The sequence below is a fragment of the Paraburkholderia sp. UCT2 genome (genome assembly GCF_014397665.1).
Lineage (GTDB): Bacteria > Pseudomonadota > Gammaproteobacteria > Burkholderiales > Burkholderiaceae > Paraburkholderia > Paraburkholderia tuberum.
Genome location: NZ_VZQO01000025.1, coordinates 1 through 15,836 on the forward strand (window position 1 = coordinate 1; position 15,836 = coordinate 15,836).

The following is a 15,836-nucleotide window of genomic DNA, read 5'->3' on the forward strand; positions in this document are numbered from 1 at the left end:
GGGGCGGTACAATCGCGCGACATTCATGGCCGGGGCGCGGCGCATGCCGCGCCCCGCGCCCAGCTCAACGGACCGACTCGATGTTCTCAATCATCATCCCGACCTGGAACAACCTGCCTTATCTGCGCCTCGTGATCAAAAGCCTGCGCCGTCATTCGACGCATCCGCACCAGATCATCGTGCACGTGAACGACGGTTCGGACGGCACGCTCGCGTGGGTGCGCGACGAGGGCATCGAGCACACGGCGTCGCCCGGCAATATCGGCATCTGCCACGCGGTCAATATCGCGGCGGCGCGTGCGACGCAGGACTACATCGTCTACATGAACGACGACATGTACTGCTGCCCCGGCTGGGACGACGCGCTCGTCAAGCGTCTCGCGCAGATGCCGGCCGACAACCTGTTCATGTTGTCGGGCACGATGATCGAGCCGGTCGATTCGGGCAATCCATGCGTGGTCGTGCGCGACTTCGGCCGCGATGCGCAGGCGTTTCGCGCCGACGAGCTGGTCGCCGCCGCGGCCGGTCTCGTGCGCGCCGACTGGCGCGGCGCGACGTGGCCGCCGACGCTCGTGCATCGGGACTGGTGGTTCAAGGTGGGCGGCTACAGCAGCGAACTGAGCCCCGGCATGAGCAGCGACAACGATTTCTCGATGAAGCTGTGGGACGCGGGCTGCCGCGTGTTCGTCGGCGTCGGCGACAGTCTCATCTATCACTTCCAGCAGAAGAGCACCGGCAAGATCGTGAAGAACGACGGGCGTCGCCAGTTCCTCAACAAGTGGGGGATGACACAGGCGACCTTCGACCGCTATTACCTGCGCCGCGGCACCGCCATCGACGGCACGCTCGCGGTCAGCGAGCCCGAGCGCACCGGCCGGCTGCGCCGTGCGCTGCTGAAGTCGCGCATCAAGCGCGCGTTGGGCTGACGGGCGGCGAGCCGAAAACGGCTGCTTGACGCGCTGCGTGTGTCAAACGCCGCGCGTTACGAGCGGGAGCACCGTCAGATCCGGATGCGTGCCGTCGACGATGCTGCGTCCCACGTGCACCGCTTCATAGAGCGCGTCGTCGACGCTCGCGAAGCTCTCCTCGCCGTCCGCGTGAAACGGCACCGCTTGGCCGGGAAGCTGGGGGTTGGCGCCCGGATGGCAGACGTAGCCTAGATACGTGTAGCGGCTGTTTTGCGCGGCCGCATCCGCGGCATGCGCCGGGTCGGGCGGATCCTTCGCGACAGGTGACACGTGTATCTCGAAGCCCTCGTATTGCACCGTCTGCCAGCTTGCGGTTTGGTCGGCCATGACCGCCTCCGTCTGGGTCTATCCTGTCCAAAAGTCTAGGTGATTTGCCGCCAAAACGCGCGGGCGGCCGGCTACGGCCAAACCATGACGGCTTCGACTATGGAGGCGCTCCTGGGAAGTGGGTTGATGAAGCGCATTGTGCTGAGATCGGCGACGTTTTGATAATTGGGCCGCAGTTGGAGAGATTTTCGTTTAATTTTTGAAATTAGGCGGCCTGCAGGATCGCGTCCGCCAGAACGCCCCGGCTGGTTCTCCTCGGATAAAATGTTGCGCTTTGCCTAAATCCGACTTCGCTCATGTGGTTCAAAAACCTTCAGCTGCACCGTCTGCCCGCGCCGTGGTCCGTTAACCCTGAACAGATGCAGAAGTGGCTCGCGCCGTACGCGTTCGCGCCCGGCCAGAGCATCGAGATGCAGGCCCAAGGCTGGGCGCCCCCGCGCGACGGCGACTCGCTGGTCTATGCAATGAACGGTCAGATGCTGCTGACGTTCCGTGCCGAGAAGAAGCTGCTGCCCGCGTCGGTCGTCACCCAGGTCACGCGCGAGCGCGCGGCCGAACTCGAGGATCAGCAGGGCTTCAAGCCGGGCCGCAAGCAGATGCGCGACCTGAAGGAGCAGGTCACCGACGAACTGCGGCCGCGCGCGTTCAGCATCCGCCGCGATACGCGCGTGTGGATCGATTGCACGAATGGCTGGCTCGTGATCGACGCGGCGTCGCAGGCGGTCGCCGACGATGTGCGCGGTCTGCTCGTGAAGTCGATCGACCAGTTGCCGCTGATGACGGTGCGCGTCGCGCAGTCGCCGGTCGCGGCGATGACCGGCTGGCTGCTCGACGGCGATGCGCCGGCGGGTTTCACGCTCGATCAGGACACCGAGCTGCGTTCGCCCGCCGAGGGCAACGCGACGGTGCGCTATGTCGGGCATGCGCTGGACGCCGAAGACATGCGCCGCCACATCGAGGCGGGCAAGCAATGCATGCGGCTTGCGATGACGTGGAACGATCGCGTGTCGTTCGTGCTGACGCCGTCGCTGACGATCAAGCGCGTCGCGCCGCTCGACGTGCTCAAGGAAGCGAGCGACCCGACCGCGCAGAACGACGACGAGCGCTTCGATTCCGACGTCGCGCTGATGACGGCCGAGCTCGACCGCATGCTGCGCGATCTGCTCGATGCGCTGGGCGGCGAGCAGGGCGAGCAAGGGTTCGCGTTGCCGCAGGCCGTCGCGGCCTGAGCGTCAGATTCTCGCGCTGTCGAGCGCTTCGACGAGGGTCCAGTAAGGCGTGATCGAGCGCAAGCGGATCGGGTAGGTCCGCTGCAGCAGTGCGAGCGTCGCGTCGGTATCGGTGAGCTGATAGATGCCCGACACGCGCAGATCGGCGACGTCGTCGGCATAGCGCAATACGCCGGCGTGATAGCGCGCGAGTTCGTCGACGAGATCCGCGATACGCATGTTGTTCGCGCAGAGCAGGCCACGCGTCCACATCGCCTCGCGCGGGTCGAGCGCTTGCGGCGCCGCGACGCCGAAGCGTGTCAGCGTGCACCGTTGGCCTTGCGTCAGCACCAGCGCCGCGCCCGATGCCGGCCTCACCAACGCGTCGCCGCGAAACGCGGCCACGCGTGTGAAACCATCCCCTTGCCTCACGCTGAACTGCGCGCCGCGCGCTTCGACGACGCCTTCGGCCGTCTGCACGAGCAAAGGCGCATGAGTCGTTCGGGCGCCCGGTGCGCCGCCAACATCGATCACGGGCCGCACCATGATTTCCCCTCCGAGCAGTTCGACGCGCCGAACGTTCGCCTCGAACGCGGCGTTGATCGCGCTCGCGCTGCCCAGCGTGATCTGAGTGCCGTCCGCCAGCAGCACGTCCTCCAGTTCGCCAGTCCCGGTGTGGAATTCGGCGGTCCACATCTGCCACGGCAAGCGGCTCGCGAGCCAGCCCGCGGGCGCGGCGATCGCAAGCCCCCAGAGCGTTTTCAGCGCGCGCCGCCGTCCCTGCGACACGCCGGCAGCATCCGCGTCTTCGCGTAGCGCGGGGCCGACGTCCGCGGGCACGGCGCCGGTTTCGCGCCGTAATTGCTGCGCTCGCCGAAGCATTTGGTTAAAGATGCGGTACTCCGGACGCATTTGACAAATGTGATTTAAATTGAATTTAGCAGATCGGGATTTGACGATTTATATCTGTTAATAATGATTTGCGGCGGATATTCGGATCGAGTTCACATCGAATTGACTGAATACCTTATCCTAAGCGCAAGCGTGGGCCCCGATTGCGTCAGGGCATGCAGACCCATTGTCATCGATACAAAAAATTTAGGCTATGTGTGGATCGTTACTTTTCGTGAATTATTAAGCAGAAATGCGGCTAATTGCGCTGCAATAGAACGTGTCATTTTTGTCACGAATTACAGCGTGCCGGGTTTAGCTGACGGGCGTGTAAATCTGATGAAACTCTTCGCATGCGCACGGCGCTGACGACGGTCTGCGCACAGCCGGCCACTCATGAACCCCGGTAAAACTCCGTGCGCTGCCGCACCTTCGATGCAGACGAAAAAACGACAGGCGTATCAAAGGCTTGCGGATTTTTCCGGGAAGTTATGCACAGATTTGCCAACAAAAACTGTGGGTAACTTCGAGCGTGTCGTCGCGCGTCGAAGCGCCGTTAGTCTTCGAGCGCCCACGCGCGCTTGCGGCGCTGCAGCGCCGAGCCGATCGATACCGCCGCGCCGATGCCGCCCATCGTCAGCGACAGCGCGACGATCAGTGGGCCGGTTTGGGTGCGCGCCGAGACCACGCCGACGAGCAGGCCGGCTAGCGGCTGCGTCAGGTTGTTCAGCAGAATCGCGACGCCGATGGTCTTGCCGTAGTCCTCGGGCGGGATGATCTGCAAACGCGCGCTGCGGATGTAGACGTTGAACATCTTGTCGAAGCCGACGATCAGCAGGAAGCCGAACGCATAGCCCCACGGCGACGCGCTCGCGCCTGCGATCACGCCGCCCGCGCAGATCGTCACGAATGCGACGAGACCGAGCACGCGCGCGGGCCATCCGGCGCGCGCAACCGTCAGCAGCACCAGCACCGTGGCGAGCGCGCCGGCCGTTTGCAGACCGGCGTAGTAGCGGCTCGATTGCGCATGCAAACCCGTCACCATCGCCGCCGACGTCGCAAGCGTGACACCGATGACGAGGTTCTCCGCGGCCGCGAGCATGATGACCTTCTTCAGGCCCGGCAGCGTCCACACGTGATCCAACGCGATGCGCAGCGGCGTGGTCCAGTGGGCAGCGGGCGTGAGCGATCGAGCGGACACAGGCGAAGGCGCGCGAAAGCCGCTCAGTCGCTGCCAGACGAACAGTGCGGCGTCGGCGCACAGAAACAGCACACCGGTCGCGGCGACCACCCATTCCCAATGCCACACACCGAGCAGCAACGCGGCGAGCATCGGCCCAAGCACGAAGCCGAGCTGATCGGCCAGTTGCGAATACGCGAGCACCTTCTGGATCTGCTGCGTGCTGAAGATCTGCGGCAGCATCACCTCGCGCGCGACGAGCCCTTGGCTCGTCAGCACGCCGCACGCGGCCGACAGCGCGATCAGCCAGCCGATGCCGCCGAACAGCGCATATGCGGCGATACCGCCGAAGCATGCGAGCGCACGCACCGCCTGGCTCAGCCGCATCAGGCGCAGCGGTGGAAAGCGGTCGCAGAGCGCGCCGAAGAACGGGAACACGAGGTAGCGCGGCAGCGTTTCGATGAAAAACGCGAGCCCCGACCACGAGACCTGGCGCGTCGTTTGAAACACCACGAGCGGCACCAGGAAGAGCAGGATCTGATCGGCGAGACGCGCGATGAACAGCGAGCAGAAGAAGGCCTGATGGTTGACGCGCACCGTGGTTGTCTCGCCGTATTGGGGTCGAGACCGATCCTATCAAAAGATCGCGCGGGCGAGGCGGGGCGCCCGCTGGCCGCCGTCCTATTCGCCGCGATACGCCTGTTCGAGCGGCGCGATATCGAGCTTGACCATCTTCATCATCTGCGCCATCACGCGGCTTGCCTTTGCGCGATCCGGGTCGCGCAGCATCTGCAGCAGCACGTTGGGCGCGATCTGCCACGACACGCCGAAGCGGTCCCGCAGCCAGCCGCAGGCCCACGGCTCGCCGCCGCCGTCGAGCAGCTTCGACCAGTAGCGATCGATTTCCTCCTGCGAGTCGCAGTGCACGAACAGCGAGATGGCCGGCGTGAATTTGTATTGCGGGCCACCGTTCAGCGCCATGAACTCCTGGCCTTCGATTTCGAAGGTGACGGCGACGACCTTGCCCGCCGGGCCTGGGCCGGCGTCCGTGGCGTGCAGCGTGGTGGCGATGCGCGACGCCGAAAACACCGACGTGTAGAACTCCGCGGCTTCTTCCGCGTTGCCGTCGAACCACAGGCACGGCGCGATTTTCTGCATGACGTTGCTCCTTTCGGGACTGGTGTCGGTGGGCTTGGGCGTGCGATTGCCCGACGCCCATCGGCCGCTCACTTCTTCTCTTGGGACGAACAGTCCATCGCGGCCATCGCCTGCTGGATTTCCTCGGCGCTCAGGTCGCGCTTGTGCGTCGCGAGCGACCAGTTGTGGCCGAACGGGTCCTTGACCTGGCCGTAGCGGTCGCCCCAGAACATGTCGGTGACGGGCATCGTGACGGTCGCGCCCGCGTCGACCGCCTGTTTGAAACTCGCATCGACGTCCGGTACGTAGTGGTGAATCGTGACCGGCGTGCCCTTCAGCGTGTTCGGGCCGAAGGTCTGGTGCTCGGGCCATTCGTCGGTCAGCATTAGCATGGAGTCCCCGATTTTCAGGGTCGCGTGCATCACCTTGCCGTCGGGGCCCGGCAGACGGATCTGTTCGACGGCGTTGAAGGCTTTCGTGTAGAACGCGATCGCTTCGGCGGCGTTCTTGCAGATCAGGTACGGCGTGAGCGAGTGCATCCCGTCCGGGATCGGTTTGGCTGCGGCGCTGGACATGACGGTGACTCCTTGAAGTAACGGTTCCTCAGGGGAAAGACCGGCTGCATGAGCTGGGTCTTCAACGTTACGACGAGTTGGTCACCGTCGGATCGACACTCCGAAAAAAATATTTTCAGGCGCGGGGGAGGGCGGCCCCCCATTTATCCCGCCGGATTGTCGTCGTCCGCCGGCGGCGCGGACGACGGCGCCGTGCTGCCCGCCGGCGCGCCGAGGATGCTGATCTGGAACGTGGGCGTCGCGGCGAGCGACTGCAGCGTCGCGTCCTCGGGGATGCGCTCGTCGAGCGGCAGGATCACCGAGCCGCCGATGACCGCGCGCCGGCTGTTGTCGGCCGGGCGCAGGCCCCACACGTCCTGATAGACGACGGGGACCGTGGCGCCGTTGCGCGTCGTGTTGCCGAGGTACAGCATCACGTGGCCGCCGATGTAGATCAGTGTGCGCAGCGGCACGCCATGCCGCGCCAGATAGTCGAGCCGTTCGGCGGGTGTCGACTCCGACAGATCGACCATGCGGCCGGCGCTCATCTGCGTCGACGAATGGCGCGGCAGCCACACGCCGAACGCGGCGAAGATGCTTTGCAGTTCCGACGAACAGTCGTTGTAGAGGCCGCTATTGCCCCAGCCGTACGGCCGGCCGATCAGCGCCTTCAACAGCATCGCGAGATGGCGCGGCGTCGCGGCGAGCGGCATCGGCGTGATCTGCGTGGCGTCGAGCGACGCGGTGCGGATCAGCGCGCGGCCGTCGACGTCGCGTGCGGGAACGAGGAGCTGGAGTGTGCCTGCATTGGTGCTGGTCGCGGCTGGCGATGCCGAGGCACCCGCCACCAGCGGCAGCATCGTCCCGGCCGGGGCAGCGAAGCGGAACACGCCGTGGCTGTCGTTGACCGCCGCCGACGCGACGATCACCGCGCCTAGCGACTTCCCGGCCGCCGCGCGCCATTGATCGATGAAACCATCGTCGGCGAACGCGACGCCGTCGCTGCGCACCCAGCCCTGCACGTCGGGCGTCTGCACGTAATGCCACGCGCCGTCGACGCTGCTACCGAGCACATAGAGCGGCGTGCCGGGTCGCACCGCCGAGATCTGCAGGTTGTCGAACGGATAACCCTCGCCGGCCAGGCGATGGTCGTAGAACGACGGATCGGTGGTAGGCAACTCGCGCACCATCAGGTTGCCGGTCGCGATCGCGCGCCGCTCGGGCTGATAGACCGGCGTTTGCGTGAACTGCGCGACGTTGATGTTGCGCGCGATCGCGTCGATCCACGCCTTGTCGTGCGGCCGGAAGTTTTCGCCGTAACCGATCACGCCGCCACGCTTGCCGGTGTTGTCGAACCTGTCGATGCGGCGCTGTTGCAGTGCGGCAATGTCCTCGCCCTGCTCGCGAAACACGCGTGTCGTCACCCAGGCGGGATTCCACGGCGACGGCGCGTTCTCGCCCGTGCCGAAGTAGCGCGCCAACAGCGCGTCGAAATGTGCGCGCTGCTCGGCGGCGCTGAGAAATGGCCGATCGTAGTCGGGGCTGTTCGGATCGAGCCAGTGATCGACGTTCTGGTCGTAATGGGCGAGCGAAAACAGCGTGACGTTGTCGACGAACGCGTGTGTGCCGCGCGGCGGCGTTGGCGTGCTGCACGCGGCGAGCGTCGTGACGGCGACGCACAGCACGACGGCGCGGCAGGCACGGCGGGAGAGAACGGCGACGGGCATAAAGATTCGGCGTATGAGGTGCACGGCCAAGATGATACGGTGTCGGCGATGCGCACGGCGCATCGGATGTTGGGCGGGGCGCGCGCGGCTTCGACTACACTCGCTTTATCCGTCCACCCGCGCGTCGCCACGCGCGACAATCGCCAGGGAGTCCGCCATGAAAACCAGCGCACGTAATCAGTTCAGCGGCGAAGTCACCGACGTCAAGCACGGTGCCGTCAACGACGAAGTCACGCTGCGCACGCCGGACGGTCTCGAAGTCGTCGCGATCATCACGCACGGCAGCGCGAAGTCGCTCGGGCTGGCGACCGGCAAGCAGGCGTTTGCGCTCGTGAAGGCGTCGTCGGTGATCGTAATGGTCGATGTCGCGAGGCAGCAGGTGTCGGCGCGCAACTGCATCGAAGGGACCGTCGCGGCGGTGACGACGGGCGCCGTCAATTCGGAAGTGACGATCAGTGCCGGCAGCGCGCAGATCGCGGCGATCATCACGAACGACAGCGTCGAGCGCCTCGGCCTCGCGAGCGGCAAGGCGGCGACGGCGGTTTTCAAGGCGTCGAGCGTGATTATTGGGATCGATCAGTAAAAGGCCCGGGCCTCTGGGACGGGTACTCAACGAGCTCTCACTGATCGCGGATGGCGCGAACGATGATCCCGTCCCATCCAAAAACAATCCTGTGAGCGTCCATCCGGAAGATCGCAAAACAATTGTCGCTATCTACGACAACGGTTGTAGCGGGCAACCCGGTTTCATTCACGCGAAGGTCGAACTGTTTCTTCAACGCCGAAAGCGTGTCAATTCGTTTGACGGTAAAACCTGTGTTGGGCTTGCAGGTTTCACTGTCGAAGCTCATGGATTGCGGCGTAATTGTCATCGTCATGCCGAGAATCCGTTTTGCTTCGGGGATGCCCCCAGAAATATCGGCATAGTCAACTACATCGGTCACGACCCAATTGCCGATGAAATCATTAATCGTAGCGTGTGGTGGTGTTTGTGCCGCGCACACGCTTGCCGAGGCGGTCAACGTGACGGCCACATACGAAAAAAGCTTGTGGCCTGTCATTGTGCCGACTGCCGGAAGGGCGCGGATTCTCGTTGACGGCGGCTCATTAGTCCCCGGCTTATCTTCGCGGGACCTATCTTTCGGCCATTGCGATCACGCGGGGTAATCATCACATTAAGCATCATTTTTTCTGCTACCGCCATCATGTCTCCGGTATTTGCGGGACCTAACGCGTCACGTATGTTCTGGCGTGATGAGTTATAAGAAAAAGACACGGCCGGCAATATAGCAAAAATAGAGTCGACAGAGACCCGTTCGATTTAAACTAATGCGAAATGAATATTGATTATATTAAGATAGAAACTAAGAAGGGATAGTCGAGAACCGAGGAGGACGGCGAGCGTAGACGCGCGGCGCGTGTCACAGCGTTCGACACCCGCGCGCGGGGATTGCGCTTGCTTTACACTTCACCCCTTACCGCTTTCCATCCCGCTCTGATCACGGACGCCGTCATGTTCGAAGTTTCCTCCACCTCGCATCTGCCCAAAGCCGCGCAATATGAAGAACTGGTCGCGCAGGCGCGCGCGCTGCTGGCCGGCGAAACGGACTGGATCGCCAACGCCGCGAATTTCTCGTCGTTCGTCTTTCATTCGTTGAGCGATCTGAACTGGGCCGGCTTTTACTTTCACGACGGCCGCGAACTGGTGGTCGGCCCGTTCCAGGGCAAGCCCGCGTGCGTGCGCATTGCGCTCGGCAAGGGCGTCTGCGGTACGGCCGCGCAAACCCGTCAGACCCAGGTTGTGCGCGACGTGCACGAGTTTCCCGGCCATATCGCATGCGATTCGGCGTCGCAATCGGAAATCGTCGTGCCGCTCGTCGCGCCCGACGGCACGCTGATCGGCGTGTGGGATGTCGATAGCCCGGTCGTCGCGCGCTTCGACGAGGAGGACGCGAAGGGCATGGAAGCGTTGTGCGCGGTGTTCATCGAGGCAGCGCTGCCGCGCGGCGTGTAGCGTCGCCGGTCCGCTCCGCTTCGGCGAGCAAGTCGCGTACCGCGAGGTGTAACGGAGGGGCAGGAACGCATCACGCGTCGGCGCGATGTTCGCGAAGGCGCACGCGCGTACGCACGCGCACCCGACCCTCGCGCCGATGTTGGCCGCGTTGGGCACGTGGGCCAGGTCGCCGGATGCGTCGTTGGCTGGCCGCAATCTGCACCAGAGGGCGCAGGCTGTGTTGGAGCAGACGGGGTGTGACGTGGCGGCTGAGAGGTTAGGGCTTGAGGTATGACAGACGGCCTCGACGCGATTGTCAGCCGGGTCGACCAGAAATGCCGCGTAATAGTCGCGGTGATAGTGAGGCCTCAAGCTAGGCTCTCCGTGGGATTTGCCACCAGTCGAGAGTCCTGCTTTGATGAATGCATCGACGTGATCTCGGGACGGCGCTTTAAAGCAACAGCAGCCGAGCCGGACTTCGAGGTCACGGCCCACTGGCTCACGCAGTTCGGCCCGATCGCGACCGTTGAGCTGATTGCGCGACTGGCCGCCGAGGGCGTGACCGTCAAAGCGTCCCATGGGCGCTACTTCGCCGGTCTGAGTCTGCGCAACCTCTGGCGGCGCACGCTCGACCAGCAGGCCGAGGCGCGGTTCGACGACGACCCGCTCAGGCAGGCGCAGATCGACAACCTGTGCAGCCGCACGCGGATTAACGATCTCGAACTGTCGAAGCTCGAGGGCGAACTGATGCCGGTTGCGCAGCACACCGAACAGATGGCGGATCTCGCGAAGTTTTTCGCGACGTTTCTGGATTGGCGCTCTTCAATGCGCTTTTTATTTTCCCGCAGCGTACAGCTTGAGTTGATACTCCGCAGCGTCGTACGACACCCCACACTCGCGGGCAACGTCGACCGCGCTCATGCCGACTACAAGGTGTTTCGGGACCAGCAGTTCTCCCTGAAACGCTTTGGCCTGCCATTCCGGATCTTCATACGACTTGAGTTCGCCTCCGAAATGACGGTGCAAGGCGGGCGATCGAGCGTGCAACAGGTAGTGCCCCGCTTCGTGCCCAACTTTCCCGCGATCCCGGCCTTCATCTGCATATGCCCGGTCGTAAATGTCCTCGCGGATCTTAATGCACACTGAATCGCCATCCCGTTCGGTTAGCCCGTGCGAGTCGCCCCGAAACGCATGTTCGACCAGTTGAAGCACAGGGAACCATAACCTGCCTGCCAGGCCCAACGACCGCCGAAGATTGTGGGCAACCACCCTGGTTTCGGCGCGCTTCATCGGCAAAGCACGGAAGGCATGCATCATTTATCTCCCTTCGGCTTGAACAAGAACATGTTCTGTTTCAACTGCGAAAGCTCTTCGTCGGACAGTTCATTGAAGCGGCGAGCAAGCGCCACGGCAACGCCACGCCGGTCTGCCGACTGTCCGTCCAGGTCGATCGTGACGCTTCGTTGCGATTCGTCGATCGCTTTCCGAAGCTTCAATGCTTCTTTCTTCGGAAGGGCGTACATCAAAGACAGTTTTGTGCCCCATTCGGCTGGAACGCTCTTCTTGCCAGTTTCCACGGCCGACAGGAACGCCGATGTACCCAGCAGCTTTTCCGCCATGTCCTTGAGCAGCTCCGGGTGCTGGTGCCGCAAGCTACGGACAAACTCCCCAAACGCAGTAATCGTGATTTCCCCCTCGCGACCACGTGAAATAACCTCATGAGGTTATTTCGTCAACCCCCACCGGTTAACACGTGCCGACTGAGATACACGGCTCGTTAGGCCTCACCCCAAGACCTGGAGGCCATATCCCAAAAACCTGGCGGGGCAATCATCTGCTAGGTTTACGCCGTCACACGGATAGAGACCATCGTATGCCCTGGAACTCGCTAGAAATTCCGCTGGAGTGCAGCTGGCAGTGCACGCTGCATGCCGCCAGCCAGTATCACAGCATGGAGCGAGAACGGCGCAGCAGCCTGTTTTGGGATCGAGATAGCAGCCGCTCGCGAGGCTGGTCGTCGTTCATGAGGGACGACAGGCGGGACGAAGAAGAAGACGCGCGCAGGCAGCTTGAACAGGACCGGCGGGATTTCGACAGGTATTTCCGGCCACGCCTGGACCTGCGGACGATCACGGGCGGTCAGGCTCTACGCGAAATCCAGATCTATGTCAGGGATGCGCTGGGTCTCGCGCACTGGAACCTGCCGACCGGCAACGCGAGTATCGAGCGCGTTCTCAGGCAGGCGGTGAAAGATGGGCGGCTCGTCCCGGTGGTCCACCGTGACCGGCGTTCCGCGCTGGGGCGTGTGTATAGTCCCGCACCTGCACCGCTGCGCTGGCCGTCGTCAGGGGGGGAGGTGGAACCTACTGGAGCCGATCACCCGATCTGTTCCCGCCCGGCATCACCTCATTCAACGGCGAGGCGGTCCTGTCAGGCCCGTACGATCCCGCCACGTGGGAATCGCGACCGGTCGCCGCGCGCGCTGCGATGGGCGGCAGTAGCCGCGGCGGCGGCCTGCCTGGGGTAGTCGAGGCCGTGGCCGGTGCACTTGTCGGCGGCAACGCGGACATGGGCGAAGGTGACGGTGTGGCCGAGGGGTTCGCTGAATCGGCCGAGGGTACATCGACGCCGTTCAGCGGTGCGCATCCGTTCGAGTACGGCGACGACGCTGTGTCCGGTGATTCCTTCGATCTTGCGGGCAACCTGACGCCTAACAAGGGCGCGGCCGGCAGCTGGTACACGAACCCCGGCAGCGGCCAAATGCGGATGTACGGGCAAGACGGTTTTCCAGTCGTTGATTTTGATTTCGACCACGGCGACGGGCAAGGCATCCCGCATGCCCACAACTGGGAGGACGCGGGCGGCCCCTTTCCCATTCGTGGGCCGGGGGTGCGGGTTTCGCCGTTACCGTAAAACTCCCCTAGTCGACCATCCGGCAAGCAATCACACCCTTTCCTATTTTTGCACTCATGAAAACTAGACATAGCTATCACGACGCCGAGCTGGTCGGCTGCGCATACTCGCGCACGGATTCCACTCTGCTGCTCAGTTTCGAATGCACAGACGGCACTGCGCCGAAACTGGTGTTCTCCGGTGTCACGGCCATACGCGTCAACGATTTCTGCCAGCAGAACGTGGTGTCGCGCCTGCTCATTTCGCCGTCGCATGCGTTTGCGCCCGATGAGATTCGCGCCTATGCAAATTGGGCAAACAGCCAGCACGACTATCGAGCAGCGATGACGGACGAGAAGGCGCAGATGATCGATGCAGCCATTGCCGCAGAAAAGTCCATCCTGTTCGTACTGGAGCCGTCTGTCGGCGCGGAAGTCGTCGCGGTATGCGAGGGGATGCAGGAGATCGACTGAACCTGACGCCGGCGGGCGTAGCAGTGCAGAACCAACCGGCCGATCGTGGCCGCACGGAGTGTCGATGTGCTGGCTCAACATCAATATCGACATGGAGTGCGTATGACCCTGCTGAAAAGCCGCATCACCGCGACCGATAGGAAGCTCGACGAATTGAAGCAAGCCCGCAAGGGGTGGCTGATAAAGCGCGCAGCCAGGCGCACAGGCAGACGAAAGCCGACCGCGACCGCAAGGTGATGCTCGTCGACGAAACGGTTCTCAGGCGCGTGGATCGAGGCGAGTGGGACGAGGCCGAATTCAGGCAGATGATGGACGAGACGCTAACCCGGCCCGCTGACAGGGCTCTGTTTGATCTGGATTGAACGCCATCCGGCGAGGCATGGTAGCAGCGCGCCATTGGCGTCCTATGATGTAAGCGACACCCTTACGTCAGAGGCAAGCCATGACGAGCCGGGATGTACTAGGGGCTGGGCGGCGAGAGGCCATACGGCGAGCCGCGTACAGCCTTGCCGACAGCGGCAGGTATGCCGACTGGCAAGCGGTCGAAAAAGCGCTTCGTGCCCGCTACGGTGTGCTGGATGCTCACCAGTTCGTAGGCAACCCGGTGGTGCGCGCCAACATCGATCAACGGTGTGTCGCTGCCCGACCGAAACCTCACGCGGCATGACGACCAACGACCTCAGACCCAACCGGCCACCCGTGCCCGCATGGAGCGTCTACGTTCTCACGGCCGCCCTTTTCTCGTTGATCGCTATCGGCGCGATTCTGGCCGAGGGGTGGGCATCGCTGGGAGAGTGTCGATAGCGCGTCATCTATACAGGAAGGTCGCGCCGGAGCGATCCGCGTGGGCCTTTTCTTTTCTGAGTTCGAATTTTGACGGTCACGGGAACGGTCCGTTGATCCTCGTTCATCGCCAGTGCACCAAAAATTGGTAGCTAGATGGGTAGCCAGCGCGAAAAATCGGCAATTTTTTAGCCACAAATCCTTACTGGACAAGACTTCTGGCGATCACATCAACACAATATCGTACTGCTCCTGACTCAAATTCGACTCCACCTGCAACGACACCGGCTTGCCGATGAAATCGATCAGCATTGCCAGATGCTGCGACTCTTCCTCGAGAAACAGATCGATCACCTGCTGCGAAGCGACCACGCGAAACTCGCGCGGATTGAACTGCCGCGACTCGCGCAAAATCTCCCGCAACACGTCATAGCACACCGTGCGCGCAGTCTTCACCTGCCCTTTGCCCTGGCAAATCGGGCAAGGCTCGCACAGCACATGCGCGAGCGACTCACGCGTACGCTTGCGCGTCATCTCGACGAGCCCGAGTTGCGAGAAACCATTGACGGTCACCCGCGTGCGATCGCGCGACAACGCCTTCTTCAATTCGCCTAGCACCTGGTCGCGATGCTCGACGTTTTCCATATCGATGAAATCGATGATGATCACGCCGCCAAGATTCCTTAGCCGCAGTTGCCGCGCGATGGTATGCGCGGCTTCGAGGTTGGTCTTGAAGATCGTGTCGTCGAAGTTGCGCGCGCCGACGTAGCCGCCGGTGTTCACATCGATCGTCGTCATCGCCTCGGTCTGGTCGATCACGAGGTAGCCGCCCGACTTCAGATCCACGCGACGCGATAGCGCGCGCTGAATCTCGGCCTCGATGTTGTACAGATCGAACAGCGGCCGCTCGCCGGTGTAGTGGTGCAGCTTCGACGATACCGCCGGTGTGAACTCGGCCGCGAAATCGGCGAGCATCTGATGCGTCTCGCGCGAATCGACCTGGATGCGCGATGTGTCATCGTTGACGAAATCGCGCAGCACGCGCTGCGCGAGATTCAGATCCTGGTAGAGCAGGCTGGTGGGCGGCATGCGCTGGGCCTGCGACAGAATCGTCGCCCACGTCTTGCGCAGATACGCGACGTCGGCCGCGAGCTCTTCGCTCGTCGCATCCTCGGCGATCGTGCGCACGATGTAGCCGCCTTTCTCGTCGGCGGGCAGCACGGCGGTCAGACGCGCACGCACGGCCTCGCGCTCGGCTTCGCTTTCGATTTTCTGCGAGATGCCGATGTGCGGCTCCTGCGGCAGATACACGAGCGTGCGCCCGGCGATGCTCACTTGCGTGGACAGCCGCGCGCCCTTGGTGCCGATCGGGTCCTTGACGACCTGCACCGTCAGCGTCTGACCTTCGAAGACGATCTTTTCGATCGGCTGATGCGGTGTTTGATGTTGCGCTTCCCCGGCGATGCGCGGATGCCAGATGTCGGCGACATGAAGAAACGCGGCGCGTTCGAGGCCGATGTCGATGAACGCCGATTGCATGCCGGGCAGCACGCGCACGACCTTGCCGAGATAGACATTGCCGACGCGGCCGCGCGACAGCGTTCGTTCGACATGAAGTTCCTGGACGGCGCCCTGTTGAACGAGCGCGACGCGCGTTTCCTGCGGCGTGACATTGATCAGGATTTCTTCATTCATGGTGTTGT

General features: G+C 63.1%; 17 protein-coding genes and 1 pseudogene. 7 read left to right on the plus strand and 11 right to left on the minus strand.

Annotated features, from left to right (window positions below):
- Positions 1 to 80 precede the first annotated feature (80 nt).
- Positions 81 to 926, plus strand: coding sequence for a glycosyltransferase family 2 protein (locus tag F6X39_RS20840; protein WP_187617943.1), 846 nt, complete (start codon positions 81 to 83; stop codon positions 924 to 926).
- A gap of 42 nt (positions 927 to 968) precedes the next feature.
- Here F6X39_RS20840 and F6X39_RS20845 read toward each other — a convergent pair whose 3' ends face one another.
- Positions 969 to 1,295 carry a hypothetical protein gene (locus F6X39_RS20845; RefSeq protein WP_187617944.1) on the minus strand — a complete coding sequence of 109 codons (327 nt, stop codon included), beginning with the start codon at positions 1,293 to 1,295 and terminating at the stop codon, positions 969 to 971.
- A gap of 296 nt (positions 1,296 to 1,591) precedes the next feature.
- On the opposite strand from F6X39_RS20845, the gene F6X39_RS20850 reads away from it, so the two are divergent.
- Positions 1,592 to 2,524 (plus strand): recombination-associated protein RdgC, encoded by a 933-nt coding sequence (locus tag F6X39_RS20850; RefSeq protein ID WP_187617945.1) that lies wholly within the window; start codon positions 1,592 to 1,594, stop codon positions 2,522 to 2,524.
- Positions 2,525 to 2,527: 3 nt separating this feature from the next.
- Here the strand turns inward: F6X39_RS20850 and F6X39_RS20855 are convergent, their stop codons facing one another.
- The 5 genes from F6X39_RS20855 to F6X39_RS20875 all read right to left on the minus strand — a co-directional run bounded on the left by F6X39_RS20855 (position 2,528) and on the right by F6X39_RS20875 (position 7,992).
- Positions 2,528 to 3,343 (minus strand): FecR family protein, encoded by an 816-nt coding sequence (locus tag F6X39_RS20855; RefSeq protein ID WP_316251706.1) that lies wholly within the window; start codon positions 3,341 to 3,343, stop codon positions 2,528 to 2,530.
- Positions 3,344 to 3,950: 607 nt separating this feature from the next.
- A complete protein-coding gene (locus tag F6X39_RS20860) occupies positions 3,951 to 5,171 on the minus strand; it encodes an MFS transporter (protein ID WP_187617947.1) in 1,221 nt (406 codons plus the stop codon).
- A gap of 84 nt (positions 5,172 to 5,255) precedes the next feature.
- Complete coding sequence (locus tag F6X39_RS20865) at positions 5,256 to 5,732, minus strand: VOC family protein (RefSeq protein WP_184059400.1); 477 nt, start codon at positions 5,730 to 5,732, stop codon at positions 5,256 to 5,258.
- Between the two features lie 68 nt (positions 5,733 to 5,800).
- Positions 5,801 to 6,286, minus strand: coding sequence for a VOC family protein (locus F6X39_RS20870; protein WP_187617948.1), 486 nt, complete (start codon positions 6,284 to 6,286; stop codon positions 5,801 to 5,803).
- A 143-nt stretch (positions 6,287 to 6,429) separates the two neighbouring features.
- Positions 6,430 to 7,992 (minus strand): SH3 domain-containing C40 family peptidase, encoded by a 1,563-nt coding sequence (locus tag F6X39_RS20875; RefSeq protein WP_187617949.1) that lies wholly within the window; start codon positions 7,990 to 7,992, stop codon positions 6,430 to 6,432.
- Positions 7,993 to 8,149: 157 nt separating this feature from the next.
- Between F6X39_RS20875 and F6X39_RS20880 the strand changes: the two genes are divergently transcribed.
- A complete protein-coding gene (locus tag F6X39_RS20880) occupies positions 8,150 to 8,575 on the plus strand; it encodes a molybdopterin-binding protein (protein WP_187617950.1) in 426 nt (141 codons plus the stop codon).
- A gap of 37 nt (positions 8,576 to 8,612) precedes the next feature.
- Here F6X39_RS20880 and F6X39_RS20885 read toward each other — a convergent pair whose 3' ends face one another.
- The gene (locus tag F6X39_RS20885; RefSeq protein ID WP_187617951.1) at positions 8,613 to 9,053 is read right to left on the minus strand and encodes a hypothetical protein; all 441 of its coding nucleotides are present in this window, start codon (positions 9,051 to 9,053) and stop codon (positions 8,613 to 8,615) included.
- Between the two features lie 452 nt (positions 9,054 to 9,505).
- Here F6X39_RS20885 and F6X39_RS20890 point away from each other — a divergent pair, with 452 nt between their 5' ends.
- Entirely contained in the window at positions 9,506 to 10,006 is a 501-nt protein-coding gene (locus F6X39_RS20890) for a GAF domain-containing protein (protein WP_018419924.1), read from the plus strand.
- Between the two features lie 264 nt (positions 10,007 to 10,270).
- On the opposite strand, the pseudogene F6X39_RS36910 reads toward F6X39_RS20890, so the two are convergent.
- The 3 genes and pseudogenes from F6X39_RS36910 to F6X39_RS20900 all read right to left on the minus strand — a co-directional run.
- Positions 10,271 to 10,444, minus strand: a pseudogene (locus tag F6X39_RS36910) (VOC family protein); the annotation flags it as partial.
- Positions 10,445 to 10,819: 375 nt separating this feature from the next.
- Positions 10,820 to 11,302 (minus strand): ImmA/IrrE family metallo-endopeptidase, encoded by a 483-nt coding sequence (locus F6X39_RS37640; RefSeq protein ID WP_187617952.1) that lies wholly within the window; start codon positions 11,300 to 11,302, stop codon positions 10,820 to 10,822.
- Positions 11,299 to 11,604, minus strand: coding sequence for an XRE family transcriptional regulator (locus F6X39_RS20900; RefSeq protein ID WP_187617953.1), 306 nt, complete (start codon positions 11,602 to 11,604; stop codon positions 11,299 to 11,301). Before F6X39_RS20900 ends, F6X39_RS37640 begins: the two co-directional genes overlap by 4 nt.
- Positions 11,605 to 12,472: 868 nt before the next feature.
- Between F6X39_RS20900 and F6X39_RS36915 the strand changes: the two genes are divergently transcribed.
- The 3 genes from F6X39_RS36915 (at position 12,473) to F6X39_RS20915 (ending at position 13,712) form a co-directional block, all read left to right on the plus strand.
- Positions 12,473 to 12,898, plus strand: coding sequence for a hypothetical protein (locus tag F6X39_RS36915; protein WP_262414759.1), 426 nt, complete (start codon positions 12,473 to 12,475; stop codon positions 12,896 to 12,898).
- A gap of 56 nt (positions 12,899 to 12,954) precedes the next feature.
- A complete protein-coding gene (locus F6X39_RS20910; protein WP_187617954.1) occupies positions 12,955 to 13,350 on the plus strand; it encodes a hypothetical protein in 396 nt (131 codons plus the stop codon).
- A gap of 173 nt (positions 13,351 to 13,523) precedes the next feature.
- Positions 13,524 to 13,712 carry a hypothetical protein gene (locus tag F6X39_RS20915; protein WP_262414760.1) on the plus strand — a complete coding sequence of 63 codons (189 nt, stop codon included), beginning with the start codon at positions 13,524 to 13,526 and terminating at the stop codon, positions 13,710 to 13,712.
- Positions 13,713 to 14,358: 646 nt separating this feature from the next.
- Here F6X39_RS20915 and rng read toward each other — a convergent pair.
- Positions 14,359 to 15,828 carry a ribonuclease G gene (rng, locus tag F6X39_RS20920; protein WP_187617955.1) on the minus strand — a complete coding sequence of 490 codons (1,470 nt, stop codon included), beginning with the start codon at positions 15,826 to 15,828 and terminating at the stop codon, positions 14,359 to 14,361.
- Between the last annotated feature and the right edge of the window lie 8 nt (positions 15,829 to 15,836).

What these genes read in the sequence shown, in the direction of transcription:
- F6X39_RS20850 (WP_187617945.1), top strand. Translation starts at nt 1,592, where the DNA reads ATGTGGTTCAAAAACCTTCAGCTGCACCGTCTGCCCGCGCCGTGGTCC.
- rng (WP_187617955.1), bottom strand. Translation starts at nt 15,828, where the DNA reads ATGAATGAAGAAATCCTGATCAATGTCACGCCGCAGGAAACGCGCGTC.
- F6X39_RS20880 (WP_187617950.1), top strand. Translation starts at nt 8,150, where the DNA reads ATGAAAACCAGCGCACGTAATCAGTTCAGCGGCGAAGTCACCGACGTC.
- F6X39_RS20870 (WP_187617948.1), bottom strand. Translation starts at nt 6,286, where the DNA reads ATGTCCAGCGCCGCAGCCAAACCGATCCCGGACGGGATGCACTCGCTC.
- F6X39_RS20910 (WP_187617954.1), top strand. Translation starts at nt 12,955, where the DNA reads ATGAAAACTAGACATAGCTATCACGACGCCGAGCTGGTCGGCTGCGCA.
- F6X39_RS36915 (WP_262414759.1), top strand. Translation starts at nt 12,473, where the DNA reads ATGGGCGGCAGTAGCCGCGGCGGCGGCCTGCCTGGGGTAGTCGAGGCC.
- F6X39_RS20890 (WP_018419924.1), top strand. Translation starts at nt 9,506, where the DNA reads ATGTTCGAAGTTTCCTCCACCTCGCATCTGCCCAAAGCCGCGCAATAT.
- F6X39_RS20865 (WP_184059400.1), bottom strand. Translation starts at nt 5,732, where the DNA reads ATGCAGAAAATCGCGCCGTGCCTGTGGTTCGACGGCAACGCGGAAGAA.
- F6X39_RS20885 (WP_187617951.1), bottom strand. Translation starts at nt 9,053, where the DNA reads ATGACAGGCCACAAGCTTTTTTCGTATGTGGCCGTCACGTTGACCGCC.
- F6X39_RS20845 (WP_187617944.1), bottom strand. Translation starts at nt 1,295, where the DNA reads ATGGCCGACCAAACCGCAAGCTGGCAGACGGTGCAATACGAGGGCTTC.
- F6X39_RS20840 (WP_187617943.1), top strand. Translation starts at nt 81, where the DNA reads ATGTTCTCAATCATCATCCCGACCTGGAACAACCTGCCTTATCTGCGC.
- F6X39_RS20875 (WP_187617949.1), bottom strand. Translation starts at nt 7,992, where the DNA reads ATGCCCGTCGCCGTTCTCTCCCGCCGTGCCTGCCGCGCCGTCGTGCTG.
- F6X39_RS20900 (WP_187617953.1), bottom strand. Translation starts at nt 11,604, where the DNA reads ATGGCGGAAAAGCTGCTGGGTACATCGGCGTTCCTGTCGGCCGTGGAA.
- F6X39_RS37640 (WP_187617952.1), bottom strand. Translation starts at nt 11,302, where the DNA reads ATGATGCATGCCTTCCGTGCTTTGCCGATGAAGCGCGCCGAAACCAGG.